This window comes from Chryseobacterium sp. MEBOG07 (assembly GCF_021869745.1).
Lineage (GTDB): Bacteria > Bacteroidota > Bacteroidia > Flavobacteriales > Weeksellaceae > Chryseobacterium > Chryseobacterium viscerum.
In genome coordinates, this window is the sequence record NZ_CP084579.1 from 1,727,538 (window position 1) to 1,741,754 (window position 14,217).

Below are 14,217 nucleotides of genomic sequence, written 5' to 3' on the forward strand. Positions count from 1 at the left end.
TGAACGTATAGTGGTTAAGGCTTATATTTATTGCACTAATAACGATAACCATGAAAAATTTACTACTTGCTCTTCTTTTTCTCTTGGCAGGTATTCAGGTTCAGTCCCAAATTCAAAAAAGTGAGACTATAAAAGGTGAACAGAAAACCAATAGCAGGAAGAATAAAAAAACTGGAGGTAAAAAGCTTTTGGTGAAAAGTCTTAAAAATAAAGGCATGAAAGAAGCTTTCAATCATCCTCGAAAAAAAGAGGATCATTATGATAAAGAGTACAAAAGAATGATAGAGATAAAGAAAAATCTATTGTTGTTTATGAAAGAAATTACTCCATAAAATACGGCGTGTACTTATTTATGAATCTTGATGCTGACAAAAATGAATTTTCGGAAGCGCTGGCATTAAGAGATATTTGAAACAATAGCACTGAACAGAAAATATAAAACTATTTATTCTATCATACCAATGAAACTGGAAACCACAAGATTGATTTTAAGAGAAATCAATGAAAACGATACTGAGGATATTTTACGCATTCGAAGCAATGAAGTAACCAACCGGTTCGTGCGGAGAAATTCACCAAAAAATAATTATGATGCACTTCAGTTTATTTTAACCATTAAAGAAAGAACTAAAAACAATCAGACCGCCTATTTTGGAATTTCTTTAAAAGGTCAGCAGAATCTTATCGGAACAATTTGTCTTTGGAATTTTTCTGAAGATCGGAAAACAGCAGAAGTCGGTTATGAATTGCTGCCGGAATATCACAGACAGGGAATTATGTCCGAAGCTTTGAAAGCGGTTTTAGACTGCGGATTTAATGAATTGCATTTACAGGAAATTGTAGCAATTACCAGTAAATTTAATGAAAATTCAAAAGGGATTCTATTAAAGCATGATTTTATTTTGGAAGAGGGGAAGGAAGATGAAGGATTTCCGGATAACATTATTTTTAGCTTAAAAAGAGTGTCGGATAATGATAAACACGAAAACTAATAGGTTTTTTTTATCTTTATCGCCGATTGAAATTATATATGAAAAATGAAATAAAATCTTTAACGGGGCTTAGAGGGGTAATGGCATTATGGGTTACTTTTTTTCATTTTTTTCAATTTAAAAACGAGATTCTTCAAAATCTGATAGGTAAAGGTTATCTTGCTGTAGATGTCTTTTTTGTACTAAGTGCTTTTTTGCTTACAGTTTCCTACTCTGAGAAGTTTAAAGCTTTGGAATTTAAAATAATACAGACTTTTTATAAGAAAAGAATCAATAGGATTTATCCGATATATTTTTTATCAATTGTTTTTATTGTCCTGTTGATGGGAGGTGTTCCGTGGCTTACCTTTTTTATTAATGCCGGATTGGTACAGTGCTTTTTTAATCCAAATCGTTTACTGAATATTGTCTATTGGTCATTGAGTACAGAATGGATGTGTTATCTGATCTTCCCGTTTATGCTTTATCTGATTATACGATATAAAATCCGTGGTGAAATCCTGATTATTACAGGCTTGCTTTTAAGATTAATTCTCCCTTATTTTCCTGATATATATCTTCGTTCAGCAGGTTCAGTGAATATGCTGAAGTCTACGGAATATCTCGATATTCCGTATGGAGTAAACTCTTTAATCAGAACAATAGCTTCTTATTTTTTCGGAATTGGGGTTGCTGTAATGCCACGACTTACGTTAAAAGGCAAATGGCCTGTGTATGTTGCGCTTATTTTATCTTTAATACTGCTGTTTACGACCAAAGGTTTGATTTTAATTCCATTTTTATCAGCATTGATTATAAAGCAATTATATACGGGAGAGAAGAATTATCTTCAAATGTTTCTGGAGTCTAAGCCTATTTATATTTTAGGAAATATCTCATATTCATTGTATATTATCCATTATATTATTAAGAGCCAGAATTTTATAATTGTGGATGTTCCACTCCTTAATCCCTTATTATTAATTGCATCTTCGCTGCTGCTGTCCTATTTTACATATATGCTGATCGAAAGAAAATTGAAGATATTTAAGGTATAATCTAAACTCTTATTTTTAATATTATTACTTTTGCAGTATGACCTGGACAGAAATTTTAGCCCCAATAAAGAGTACGGAATACTTTACAACCCTTTGGGAGAAGGTAAAGAATGAATACGCAACGACCCAAGTTTTCCCACCGAAAAATCAAATTTTCAGGGCATTGGAGCTGACAGCTTTTGACGATGTTGAAGTTGTAATTATTGGTCAGGATCCTTACCATAATGATTTTCAGGCAAATGGTTTGTGCTTCTCTGTTTCTGAACAGGTTGCCACGCCACCGTCACTTAAGAACATTTTTATTGAATTGAAAGACGATTTGGGAGTTGTAAGAACTTCTAAAGAACTTGAAGACTGGGGGAAACAAGGCGTTTTACTTTTGAATGCCACTTTAACGGTTCGTGCCCATTCTCCTAATTCACACAAAGATCTTGGCTGGGAAACATTCACTAATTTTATCATTAAGGAAATTTCAGATAAAAAAGAGAACGTGGTATTTGTATTGTGGGGGGCTTTTGCGCAAAAAAAAGCCGAACTTATAGATCCGGCTAAGCATTTTATTCTGAAATCGGCACACCCTTCACCATTCTCTGTGTACAGAGGGTTTTTTGGAAGTAAACCATTTTCAAAAATTAATGAATATCTTATTTCCAAAGGGAAGAAACCTATTTCGTGGTAGAATCTGTTGATTGACCTGCCTTTTTTATCGTAATCCCGATTTTATATTTTCCGGCTAATGCTTTTGTTCCATCCTGTTGTTTTGGGTATGGAGCAACATCCTGTAATGTAATGAGGTATCCGTTAAATTCTGCCGACTGGTGATAATTCCTTCCCGGATAATCTGTACTGGCAAGGCTTAAAATAGCAGGTCGGGTTGCAGTTCCCATTACTTCCACCTGGGCAACAGCTGCTCCGGCCCAGATACAGTTGACCCCTTCAGGACAGCGGCTGTCTTCAGAAATTCCTTTGAATGTTACATTCATCTGGTATTCCTTTAAAAACTTATTCTCACCTTCATTGAAGTATAGAATACCGTCTTTCTGATCATTGGAATTCATAGCTTTTGTATTGGTTTGCATTTCAGAAGCTTTTGTATTAATCTTAGATTTCTTTTGGGCATCACATCCCGTTAATGCAAAAATTCCCAGACTGAGTATGATAACTTTATGGAACATAGTTTCTAATATTTAATTAAATGACACTGAACATATTAAGAAGTACTACCAAAAACATTGCCACTCCTACCACAAAACTGAATCCGGTTCCATAAATGAATCCAATCAGTGCTCCTTTAGTAGATTGTAAAGCTTTATTCATATCCTTACTGTCATGAAGTAATTCGCCAATAAATACCCCTGCAAACATTCCGATCAGAAAACCTAATGGAATTGGAATAAATATTCCAACAATGGTCCCTATTACAGAACCGATACTTCCCCAGCGCGTACCTCCATATTTTCTGTTGGTCTTTGCCGGAATCACATAGCTTAATACTACCGAAGCTAATGTAAGAACTCCGAATGCCCAGATATAAATCATAGATAGATCCGCATCCGTCCCGAATTTATAGATCAGAAGTCCGCAGATACTCAGCAAAAGACCGGGTAAAACAGGAAGAAAAGTTCCCAATATCCCGACAAATAATAAAATAAGGCAGAAAATATTAATAATCGTTGTATCCATTCGTTTTAAAAATATAGATGCAATATAAAAAAAGTGGCCTTATAAAAGACCACTTTGAGAACGAGTTATAAAATTTTATTACAAATTTAAGATTACATATTCCAGAATCGGTCCTGCTTTACCGATATTTCCACTTGCATGGTTATGGAATGTAGTATAATAGATATTTCCGCTATTGGAATTTCCTGTACAAGGTCCCATGGTATCTCCATGTGCCTGATGCGCATTCCATGCATTCTGGTTGATCGTGATGGTGATATTGTTTCCACTGGCGGTGTGATGACAGATCGTAATGTGATTATTATTTAAAGAAGTTCCTACAGGTGTTTGTGGAGCAGAAGGATTGGTGTAATGTCCTGTTCTGATCATCAACGGTTCGTTGCCTTTCTGTACCAGAACATCCCAGAATGCAGGATCATAATTCTGAATTTTTTCCCACGATCCCATGTCATATTGAATATCCAATGTATTAAAGCCTAATGCAGTTGCCAAAGCTGTATTTGAGACGCTGCAGCCAATATAAGAGGTTGCTGTACCAATATCCTTCAGGCAAAGAAGATTATCATTGATGAAACCTCCGGGAGCATTACAATTTTCAGTATTTGTATTTCCCCCTACCAGATAAGCTGAGGCCCAGTCTGAGCTGTAAAGACTTCCGCCATTAGTTACGAAAGTGGAGAGATTGGAGTATACATTAGCATCATTACTTGGAGCGTTGGTTCCTGTCTGTGCATACGCACGGGATCCACAATTCAGGAAGATGATGTCATACTGCGAAATAGTATTGATATTTTTAAATCCTGATAAGTAATCTCAGTTGCGGTATATCCAAGAGAAGTTATAATATCTTCGATTTTGTCATAACTCCCTTTTATATAAGCCATTTTTGCTATCTGATTCAGCTTTGAATCTGTTGTAGTGACAGTAGTTGTTTCATTCTTTTTAACGGCAACCGGAACTTCGGTTCTGAAATTTTTTCCATCACCGGTTTGAATGTGAAGGGTAGTATTTCCTTCAGGAGCGGTTAAGCTGAAGCTGCCATCAGCGCCGGAATAGGTATGGTAAACATTGCTCTGGCTATCAGTGGTGAATACAAGAGCCCCTCCAATAGGCTTTGTCCCGTTTTTAGCAAATACTTTGCCTTCCACTTTTCCTGTGTAGACTACTTTAGTAGGTGTTTCTTCAGGAGCAGCAGTGTCGTCTCCTTTACAATTGGCCAGAAGCACAAGGCTGCATAGCATAATAAATAAGTAATTTTGTCTCATATTTAATTGATTTTGATGGGTTTAGTTTTAACCAAATTTAATAAATAATTAATATTAAAACGTTAAAATTGTGATTATTTTAATATTATTTATTTTATTGTCATTTCCGTAGTTAATTTTTCACCTATAATCAAGTGTTGTGATGGATTTGATATTTTACAATATGGTCTGTGAAAAATTTTTGTCAAATATCTTAGGGTAAATACTTTTTGGGATGAAAATTGATTGTGAATAGTAAAATCATGATTCTTAATTTCATAAATTTGCTGTAATGAATGACCAGTTACAAGAAACCAAAAACTTTATACAGGAGCTGAGCGAGCAGCTTTACATCTATATTACCCGGATTTCACCAACTGGGCTGGACTGGTTTTTTCATATTATTGTAAAACTTAGTCTACTTCTTGTCTTGCTTTTAATTACCGATTTTGTTTTTAAATTCATCATCAATTCTATTTTTCGGTTATTTCATAATGAAGAGAAGTTTCCCATCTTAAAATCTATTTATCAGTCTAAAATCACCAACTCGGTAGCGCATTTTGCTGCTTTGATCGTTGTCGGGTCTATCCAGGGGTCTATATTTCCGGAAAATGCTCTGCCCAAAACAACCATCTTTATTATTAGATGTGTCAATTTGGGATTGGTATTAATACTTGCCGGAATGTTGTATAGATCACTGACTGCTTTTAGAAATTATTTTAGCATCAAACAGGATTTTTATAAAATTATGGCACTCAATGCCATTTCAGAAACGGTAAAAATTTTAGGACTCTTTGTATTTACAGTAGTAGGAATCTGTGTAATCTTTGGGATCAAAGGAACCACTATTGTAGGAAGTCTGGGGGCTATTACCGCTGTTTTGGTACTTGTTTTCAGAGATACAATTCTGGGATTTGTAACGGGACTGCATGTGGCAACTTCTAAAATCCTGAAAGTAGGGGATTGGGTAAGCATTCCCAAATACAGCATCGAGGGAAATATTACAGATATTAGCCTTTTGACAACCAAAATTACCAATTTTGATAAGACGGTTTCCACTATTCCAACCTATGATTTGATGACCACTGAGATCAAGAATATGCAGGTCATGTCTGAATCTAATACCAGAAGAATAAAAAAGTCAATCTACTTTAATATCAATTCTTTTAAGTTTCTGACAGATGAAGATATTGAACGTCTAAAGGAAATTAATCTTATTTCAGATTACCTTGAAGAAAGAAATATTGAGATCAAAAAAGAAAAAGAAAGCCTGGAACATAAAGATAAAATTGTGAACGGAAGACAGCTTACCAATATCGGGGTTTTCAGATATTATGCACAGAAATATATTGAAAATGATCCGGATGTAGACAAAACCGGAACCAGAATGGTTAGACAGCTGGATATCACCCCTCAAGGGCTGCCGCTTGAAGTCTACTGTTTTGCCAGTGATTCCAAATGGGAGCGTTTTGAGCAGATTCAGGCAGATATTTTTGACCATTTATTGGTCGCCTCAAAAGAATTTGAGCTTCAGGTGATGCAGGTAAGCGTAAAAGTATAAAGCAGGAAGATTGAAGAGGGAAGCAGGAAGTTTTACCCCCTTTTCTATAAATTTTAAATTAAATTTTTAAATGATCATGAATGTAGAAGAACCAATTGAAGTGCAAAGTCTGGATTTTATTTCCAGCCCCAAGCTTCTAACTTCTTACATCTCATATCTAACATCTAAAATAAAAAATGACAAAACTAAGCGTAAACATTAATAAAATTGCGACGTTAAGAAATGCAAGAGGAGGTGAAACCCCAAGTGTTACAGAAGCAGCTGTAAAAATTCAGGAATTTGGAGGACAGGGGATTACCATTCACCCAAGACCTGATGAAAGGCATATCACAAGAAAAGATGTCTATGATCTGAAGCCATTGGTTACGACTGAGTTTAATATTGAAGGAAATCCTCATCAGAGCTTTATTGATATGGTATTGGATGTAAAACCGGAGCAGGTAACCTTAGTACCGGATGCTGATGATGCAATTACTTCTAATGCAGGATGGGATACTAAAAAACATTTGGATTTTCTTACAGAGATCATCGCAGAATTTAAAAATGCAGGGATTCGTACTTCTGTTTTCCTTGATCCTTTACCAGAATTGGTAGAATACGCAGCGAAGGCCGGAGCAGACAGAATAGAACTGTATACCGAAGCGTACGCAAAAAATTATCTGACTCATAAAGAACAGGCTATAAAACCTTATTATGACACAGCGGTTGAAGCTACCAATTTCGGATTGGGAATCAACGCTGGACATGACCTAAGCTTAGAAAATCTGAAGTACTTTGCAGATACCATTCCAAACCTGTTGGAAGTATCTATCGGACACGCTTTAGTTTCTGAAGCGCTTTATATGGGATTGGAAAATACGGTTCAGGCTTATTTGAAGAGACTGGCAAAATGGTAATCAATAAGAAACTAGACGTTAGAGATTAAAAGTAAGTAATACTTCGTTTTTGGTCTCTCATATGATCTAGCTTCTAATTTCTCATATCTAACTTCTAAGAAAAATGGAAATTTTAAACTCAAAAATATTCGGCGAAAACTTAACTAATACGCCGTTGTTGGTGTTCCACGGACTATTTGGAATGCTTGACAACTGGGGGAGCTTCGGAAAAGACCTGGGAGAATATCTTCCTGTACACCTGATCGACCTCAGAAATCACGGAAGAAGCTTTCATTCGGAAAGTATGTCTCATGATGATCTGGCAGATGATATTGCCCGTTATATGGATCATTATGGAATTCAGAAAGCACATGTCCTAGGACACTCTTTAGGAGGAAAGGCAGTGATGCAGTTTGCAATAAAGTATCCTGAACGTGTTGAAAAACTGATTGTTGTAGATATTTCGCCTAAAGCATATCCACCCCATCACCAAGGAATTATAAAAGCATTGGAAACTGTTGATTTCAATACAGTAGGTTCAAGAAATGAAGTGGAAGAAGTTCTCAATCAGTATATCCCGGAAAAATCTACGATACAGTTTTTAACGAAAAACCTGTATTGGGATGAAAATAAAAAACTTGGCTGGAGATTTAATCTTAAAACATTATCCGAAAAATATAATGAATTTGTTTCCAACGCTGTTAAATTCGGTGTTTTTGAAGGAGATTCACTCTTTATAGCAGGAGAAAAGTCCAATTACATCCTGCCTCAGGATGAATTCGGAATCAAACAGCAGTTTCCAAAGGCTAAAGTGGTAACGGTAAAAAATGCAGGACATTGGGTACAAGCTGAAAATCCGGTTGATTTTGCAAATGTTGTTAAGGAATTTTTGGAATTAAATTAATTTTATTCTTTGATTTTTGATATTATGTTAAATTTATATTAAAATTTAATATTATTTCTCCATGTTTTGAATTTTTTGTACTTTGGATTTCCAAAACAATAAAAATATTAACTTATGGAAAACAAAAATTCAAAAAAGAAGCCATTTTTTGCGACATTCTTAGAAAAACAAGTTAAAGACCCAGAAACTGTGAAAGGAGGAGCTATTACTTCCAAACTTGCAGACCAGATTACTTCAGTAATCAAGGATCATATCACTACTTCAGCACTTGAAGATAGTGTTACAACGCCTGATAATGATAATGTTACGATGAAATATCCATCTGACGGAGATGATGATGTTTTTGAAATGTAAGAAATATACGAAAGCGTAAGCTAAATTATATATCAAACTAAAACTAAACATTATGAAAAGTAACAGCTCAAAGAAGAAGCCGTTTTTTGCATCATTTTTAGAAAAACAGGTTAAAGATCCGGAAACGGTAAAAGGAGGAACAGATATTATTTCAATTCCTGAAAGAGATATGATCACAAAACCTTCAGTAGACACTGTAACATCTCCAAAAGATGATATGATGCATACGATGAAATATCCATCTGACGGTGATGATGATACCATTACTATTCCACTATAAAATAAGTAGAATATAAATAAAAATAATAGGGGAAACTTAATGTCTAAGTTTCCCTTTTTAATAAAAACCGGCAAATGATTCTCTGCATCACTCATTCACAGGATTTTTATAATATCGATCTCTTTTTCGAATATCTGACCTCCAAAAATATCCCTTATTTCAGACTGAATTCTGACCGGCTGAATCATCTTCAGAAGATCAGTATTCATGAAAATTCGTTTGAATTAACTGACGAATCCGGAAATATAATCCATTCCGATTCTATTAAAGGAGTATGGCACAGAAAAGCCTGGAAAATTAATGCTCCTGAAGAACTGGATCAGGATTATGAAAGAATTTTTCTGAATGAATATGGAAGTTTGAGGTATAATCTGATGACAGCTTTAGAAGATATTCCCTGGATCAATCCTTATGAAAATGAAAAAAAGGTTGATGGAAATAAGATATTTCAGCTGAAAATTGCTCAAAAAAATAACCTGAACATTCCTAGAACTCTTTTTTCCAATGACTCAGAAAAAATAACGGCGTTTTTCCATCAATACTGTAAGGGAAAAGCAATTGCTAAACTTCATGGTGTAACGGCAAAAACGATGTCAGGTGAAAATATGATTTCCACGACTGTTATTGAAGAAGAATCTTTGGAACATCTATCAGATATCGCATATTGCCCAATGATTTTTCAACCCTATATTGATAAAGAATATGAATTAAGAATCGTCTATGTAGACGGTGATTTTTTCACAGGAAAAATTAATAACAGCGAAAATGCAGATTGGAGAGTTGCCCGTGAAGGTTATTTCTGGTCAGCTTATGAACTGCCGCCCACTGTGAAAGCCAATCTCACTTCCATGATGAATGAAATGGGGCTTTATATCGGAGCAATCGATATGATCAAAGGAAGAGATGGAGTCTATTATTTCCTTGAAGTTAATCCACAGGGAGAATGGGGAATGCTGCAGAAAGAACTGGGATTTCCCATTGCAGAAAGAATTGCCGACAATCTTATCAAAAGAATTAATTTCCATGAATAAAATTTTAATTATAACGCATACTGCAGATAATTTTTCAATTGAAAAAGTAACAGAATACATCGGAAAAAATAACTGTGAGGTCATCCGCTTTGATGTGGATGTATATCCTTTACAAAACAAACTGTCTACCATTTTTCAGGATGGAGAATGGATAAGCTACCTTGAAACTCCTGAAGCAAAACATCGCCTGGATGATATTTCAGCCATTTGGTACAGAAGAGCCTACAATATCGGAAAAGGACTGAAAGAAGAGATAGACTCTAAGTTTTACGGAGCAACAATGGGCGAGATCCGCAATACTCTTTTTGGCTTTTTTGAATCAGTGGATACTTATTCTTTGGGAAAACCAAGTGTTTACAGAAGACTCGATAGTAAGGAAGAGCAATTGAAAATCGCCGATAAATTAGGTCTGACCATTCCGGCAACCTGCCTTACTAACAATCCTGATGAAGCAAGGAAATTTATTGTAAAACATCAGAATGTAGTGGCCAAAATGCAAACCGGTTTTGCAATCTATGAAGACGGTGTTGAAAATGTAGTTTTTACCAACGTTGTCAGTGAAGATAAATTGGAAGAACTAGATTCACTCCTGTACTGCCCAATGCAGTTTCAGCAGATGATTCAAAAGAAAAAAGAACTTCGTATTACCATTGTGGGAAGAGATGTCTATGCATTTGAAATAGACTCTCAACAGTCAGAAGATGCCAAAGTAGACTGGAGAAAAGACGGAATAAATCTCATTGATAAATGGACCAGGACAGAACTTCCGGGAGATGTAGAAGCAAAGCTGCTGGAGTTGCTTGATATTTACAATGTAGATTATGGTGCGATAGACATGATCGTTTCTCCTGAAGACGAATATTACTTTATTGAGATCAATGCCGCAGGAGAGTTCTTCTGGCTGGATAATCTTACAGAAGGAAACCTTATTTCCAAGAGTATTGCAGATGTTCTCTGCGACAAGGCTCCAAGAAGAAATAATGAGGTGATGGCTTAAAAACAAAGTATGTTTTCATCATAAAAGTCCTGAAAGTTGTCAATTCTTTCAGGACTTTTTTATTGAATCGGTTGGAACCACCCCGTCAAAAATTCTTTGAATTTTTGCCACCCCTCCAGAGGAGGTGAACTTTCGCTCCTTTAGTTGGAATATTTTGCCACCATTGTAATGTTGTTCAATGCTTTTTTTGTAGACAATCATTTTAAAATATATAGTCTCAAAACTTAGGTGTACTTTTTCATGCAAAGTTTATAATTTAAATAAAAAAAACGGTTAAAAACTTTTGTGACTTTTGTGGTTAAAACTTTCAAGTTTATCGTTTTCAAAATGATAATATTGGTTAAATTAAGTTGAATTATGCTTTAAAAATCGCAAATTTGCAAAAGCGGTTTTTCAGAGGAATTTTCACAGGATTCCGAAGAATTGCCGGATAGAAAATATTGTTATATTTTAGTCAGCAATCAAGCAACATAATTAATGATTTTTGTAACGGGTGCTACCGGAATTCTGGGAAGAATAATTGTACTGGAACTTCTTAAAAGAGGTGAAAATGTACGTGCTTCCAAAAGACCGGGCAGCAATTTAAACGAAGTAAGGCATTCATACAGCTTTTATACGGAGAATCCCGACGATTTTTTTAATAAGATCGAATGGGTAAACGTAGATTTTGATGATCTGGATTCTTTGACAACTGCACTGCAAGGTGTAGATGAGGTGTATCACTGTGCCGCAAAAGTAAGTTTTCATCCAAAAGATGAAAAAGAGATGTACCGTACAAATATCAAGGGTACAGAAGCCCTGTTGTTTGCCTGTGAAGGATCAGGCGTGAAAAAATTTCTCCATGTAAGTTCTGTTGCCGTTCTTGATAATTTCAATGAAAAAGGAGAGTTGGACGAAGATTCTGAGTTTAATCCAAAACTGGAACACTCTGCTTATGCTATTTCAAAACATTTATCTGAAATGGAAGTATGGAGAGCCTCAGCAGAAGGTCTGAATGCAATCATTATCAATCCGGGAATGATCGTAGGAAGTGGAAACTGGAGCCAAAGCAGCGGGGAGCTTTTCTCGACCTTTGAAGATAATAGTTTTACCTTTTCCGGTGGTTCTGCCTATGTTGATGTAAGAGACGTAGCCAATACTGCGATCGGGCTAATGGAAAATAATCTTTTTGGAGAACGTTTTATCATTGTTGCTGAAAACAACCGATATGCTGACCTGGCAAAACAAGTGAGAACCCGTCTGGGGCTTAAAGATGCCAGAATTCTTTCACAATCCGTATTAAATATCGGAAGAATTGCCAACACCCTTTTCGGCTGGCTGATCCCGAAACTGAAAATGGTTACCAAATCAAATATTGAGGCCATTTCATCATTCAACACCATTTCCAATCACAAAGTCAAAGAAAAGCTGAATTATCAGTTTATTCCTGTAAAAGAAAGTATAGACTTTCACCTGAATAATTATATTAACGACAAAAAGCTGAAGAAATGAATCTTGCAGAGGCAATTATCCTTAAAAATGTAGAAAAACATCCTATAAAAGCGGCCATCGGATTTAAAAAGAAAGATGCAGCCTGGAAAGAGCTGAGCTGGCAAAAATTCAGTGAGATTATTTTTAAAACCGCCAATTCCTTAAAAGAAGCTGGTGTTCAGGAAAATGACAGAGTTGCTATTTATTCAGATAATTCATCCGAATGGATGATCGTGGACCTTGCTTCAATGGCTATTGGTGCTGTTACAGTTCCTATTTATTCAACCAATAATGCTGAGCAGGCAGAACATATCATCAACGATTCCGGAGCTAAGGTTGTTTTAGTAGGCAACCAGCTGCAGTATGATGCTTGTTTAGAATTTTTACATAAAGAAGAAAATAATCTGGAAACAATTATTGTTTCCAAAAAAGCAGTGTGGATCAAGAAGGAATTCAATAGTTTTTATCTTGAAGACTTTATTGCAAAAGCTTCACTAGAGCTTGAGTTCTGTAAGAAAGAAAATGATGATACTGCCACATTGATCTATACTTCCGGAACCACCGGGATTCCAAAAGGGGTAATGCTTACCCATGGAAATTTCATTAAAGCATTCGATTCTCACTTTGAATTTTTTAAGTTTAAAAATTTTGAAGAAGAGCTTTCACTGGCATTTTTACCCTTAAGCCATGTGTTTGAAAGAAGCTGGAGCTTACTGTGTTTATACGGGGGTGCCCGAGTTTATTTCCTGGAAGATCCTAAAAATATAGCTAAAGCATTGGAGGAAGTAAAGCCTACTGCGATGTGTGCTGTACCAAGATTTTTTCAGAAAGTATATGCCGGAGTCCTGGAAAAAGCAGAAGAAGGTTCATCATTGAAGAAGAAAATCTTTGATTGGGCGCTTAAAACCGGATGGGAAACTGCTGAATTGAAAAGAAATGAAAAACCGATTCCTTTTGTATTGAAACTTAAAGAATCTGTCGCAGATATGCTGGTTTTTAGTAAAATTAAAGAAAAAATGGGCGGAAGACTTTGGTTTTTACCATGTGGTGGCGCTTCTCTGTCACCGGAAGTTACCCGTTTCTTTGATTCAGTGGGAATTCACGTGACTGTTGGTTATGGATTAACAGAAACTACCGCGACACTGACTCTTTTCCCTCTAACTCATTTTGAACATGGTACAAGCGGAAAACCTTTGCCGGGAGTAGAAATGCGTATCGGAGAAAGTGATGAGATCCAGGCGAGAGGTAACGGGATCATGAAAGGATATTATAACAAGCCTGAAGAAACTCAGAAAGTGTTCACGGAAGACGGATGGTTCAAAACCGGTGATGCAGGAAAATTTGATGATAAAGGAAACCTGATCATTACGGACAGAATCAAAGATCTGATGAAGACTTCCAATGGGAAATATATCGCTCCGCAACAGATCGAAAACCTTTTGACCAACAACAATTTTATCCAGCAGATTATGCTGATTGCGGAAGGAAGACAGTTTGTTTCAGCGTTAATTGTTCCTAATTTTGAATTTTTACAGGATTATATCAAGAAAAATAATATTCCTTTTACCAACTGGGTAGAGGCTGTGAAAAATGAGAAGGTAATCAACCTTTACAAAGAAAAAATTAAAGAATTACAGAGCCACCTGGCAGATTATGAAAAAGTGAAGAAATTCACCTTGATGCCTGCAGAATTTGATATCAATACAGGAGAAATCACTCCTACATTGAAGGTCAAAAGAAACGTGGTGATCAAAAAATATGCAGATATTATAGAGAAGATGTACTAAGA

The 14,217-nt window shown here is 35.7% G+C and carries 17 protein-coding genes; 13 read left to right on the plus strand and 4 right to left on the minus strand.

Translation table 11 applies throughout. The features are described from left to right. Positions 1–50 precede the first annotated feature (50 nt). The 4 genes from LF886_RS07920 to LF886_RS07935 all read left to right on the plus strand — a co-directional run bounded on the left by LF886_RS07920 (position 51) and on the right by LF886_RS07935 (position 2,708). Complete coding sequence (locus tag LF886_RS07920) at positions 51–332, plus strand: hypothetical protein (RefSeq protein ID WP_236853623.1); 282 nt, start codon at positions 51–53, stop codon at positions 330–332. 129 nt (positions 333–461) lie between these two features. Next, entirely contained in the window at positions 462–992 is a 531-nt protein-coding gene (locus LF886_RS07925) for a GNAT family N-acetyltransferase (RefSeq protein WP_236853624.1), read from the plus strand. 38 nt (positions 993–1,030) lie between these two features. Continuing rightward, entirely contained in the window at positions 1,031–2,029 is a 999-nt protein-coding gene (locus LF886_RS07930) for an acyltransferase family protein (RefSeq protein ID WP_236853625.1), read from the plus strand. A 37-nt stretch (positions 2,030–2,066) separates the two neighbouring features. Continuing rightward, positions 2,067–2,708 (plus strand): uracil-DNA glycosylase, encoded by a 642-nt coding sequence (locus LF886_RS07935; RefSeq protein WP_124533867.1) that lies wholly within the window; start codon positions 2,067–2,069, stop codon positions 2,706–2,708. Here LF886_RS07935 and LF886_RS07940 read toward each other — a convergent pair. The 4 genes from LF886_RS07940 to LF886_RS07955 form a co-directional block, all read right to left on the minus strand. Next, on the minus strand, positions 2,695–3,204 hold the full coding sequence (locus tag LF886_RS07940) for a hypothetical protein (protein WP_236853626.1): 510 nt from the start codon (positions 3,202–3,204) through the stop codon (positions 2,695–2,697). The genes LF886_RS07935 and LF886_RS07940 overlap by 14 nt on opposite strands. Before the next feature lie 16 nt (positions 3,205–3,220). Then, the gene (locus LF886_RS07945; protein ID WP_124533863.1) at positions 3,221–3,712 is read right to left on the minus strand and encodes a DUF456 domain-containing protein; all 492 of its coding nucleotides are present in this window, start codon (positions 3,710–3,712) and stop codon (positions 3,221–3,223) included. 78 nt (positions 3,713–3,790) lie between these two features. Next, entirely contained in the window at positions 3,791–4,204 is a 414-nt protein-coding gene (locus LF886_RS07950) for a hypothetical protein (protein ID WP_236853627.1), read from the minus strand. 260 nt (positions 4,205–4,464) lie between these two features. Continuing rightward, entirely contained in the window at positions 4,465–4,977 is a 513-nt protein-coding gene (locus tag LF886_RS07955) for a carboxypeptidase-like regulatory domain-containing protein (protein ID WP_236853628.1), read from the minus strand. Between the two features lie 271 nt (positions 4,978–5,248). On the opposite strand from LF886_RS07955, the gene LF886_RS07960 reads away from it, so the two are divergent. From LF886_RS07960 to LF886_RS08000, 9 genes are all read left to right on the plus strand, one after another. After that, a complete protein-coding gene (locus LF886_RS07960; protein ID WP_124533861.1) occupies positions 5,249–6,517 on the plus strand; it encodes a mechanosensitive ion channel family protein in 1,269 nt (422 codons plus the stop codon). 176 nt (positions 6,518–6,693) lie between these two features. Continuing rightward, positions 6,694–7,413 carry a pyridoxine 5'-phosphate synthase gene (locus LF886_RS07965; RefSeq protein WP_124533859.1) on the plus strand — a complete coding sequence of 240 codons (720 nt, stop codon included), beginning with the start codon at positions 6,694–6,696 and terminating at the stop codon, positions 7,411–7,413. 103 nt (positions 7,414–7,516) lie between these two features. Continuing rightward, positions 7,517–8,296: an alpha/beta fold hydrolase gene (locus LF886_RS07970; RefSeq protein ID WP_109737953.1), complete on the plus strand. Its 780-nt coding sequence runs from the start codon at positions 7,517–7,519 to the stop codon at positions 8,294–8,296. A 114-nt stretch (positions 8,297–8,410) separates the two neighbouring features. Further along, positions 8,411–8,650 (plus strand): microviridin/marinostatin family tricyclic proteinase inhibitor, encoded by a 240-nt coding sequence (locus LF886_RS07975; protein WP_109737954.1) that lies wholly within the window; start codon positions 8,411–8,413, stop codon positions 8,648–8,650. Positions 8,651–8,702: 52 nt separating this feature from the next. After that, on the plus strand, positions 8,703–8,930 hold the full coding sequence (locus LF886_RS07980) for a microviridin/marinostatin family tricyclic proteinase inhibitor (RefSeq protein WP_124533852.1): 228 nt from the start codon (positions 8,703–8,705) through the stop codon (positions 8,928–8,930). A 74-nt stretch (positions 8,931–9,004) separates the two neighbouring features. Further along, positions 9,005–9,961: an MvdC family ATP-grasp ribosomal peptide maturase gene (locus tag LF886_RS07985; protein WP_236853629.1), complete on the plus strand. Its 957-nt coding sequence runs from the start codon at positions 9,005–9,007 to the stop codon at positions 9,959–9,961. Next, positions 9,954–10,958 carry an MvdD family ATP-grasp ribosomal peptide maturase gene (locus LF886_RS07990; protein ID WP_236853630.1) on the plus strand — a complete coding sequence of 335 codons (1,005 nt, stop codon included), beginning with the start codon at positions 9,954–9,956 and terminating at the stop codon, positions 10,956–10,958. The genes LF886_RS07985 and LF886_RS07990 overlap by 8 nt, the downstream gene beginning before the upstream one ends. Positions 10,959–11,435: 477 nt before the next feature. Further along, positions 11,436–12,449, plus strand: a complete 1,014-nt coding sequence (locus LF886_RS07995; RefSeq protein ID WP_236853631.1) for an NAD-dependent epimerase/dehydratase family protein — start codon at positions 11,436–11,438, stop codon at positions 12,447–12,449. Continuing rightward, the gene (locus LF886_RS08000) at positions 12,446–14,215 is read left to right on the plus strand and encodes an AMP-dependent synthetase/ligase (protein ID WP_124533844.1); all 1,770 of its coding nucleotides are present in this window, start codon (positions 12,446–12,448) and stop codon (positions 14,213–14,215) included. The genes LF886_RS07995 and LF886_RS08000 overlap by 4 nt, the downstream gene beginning before the upstream one ends. Positions 14,216–14,217 lie beyond the last annotated feature (2 nt).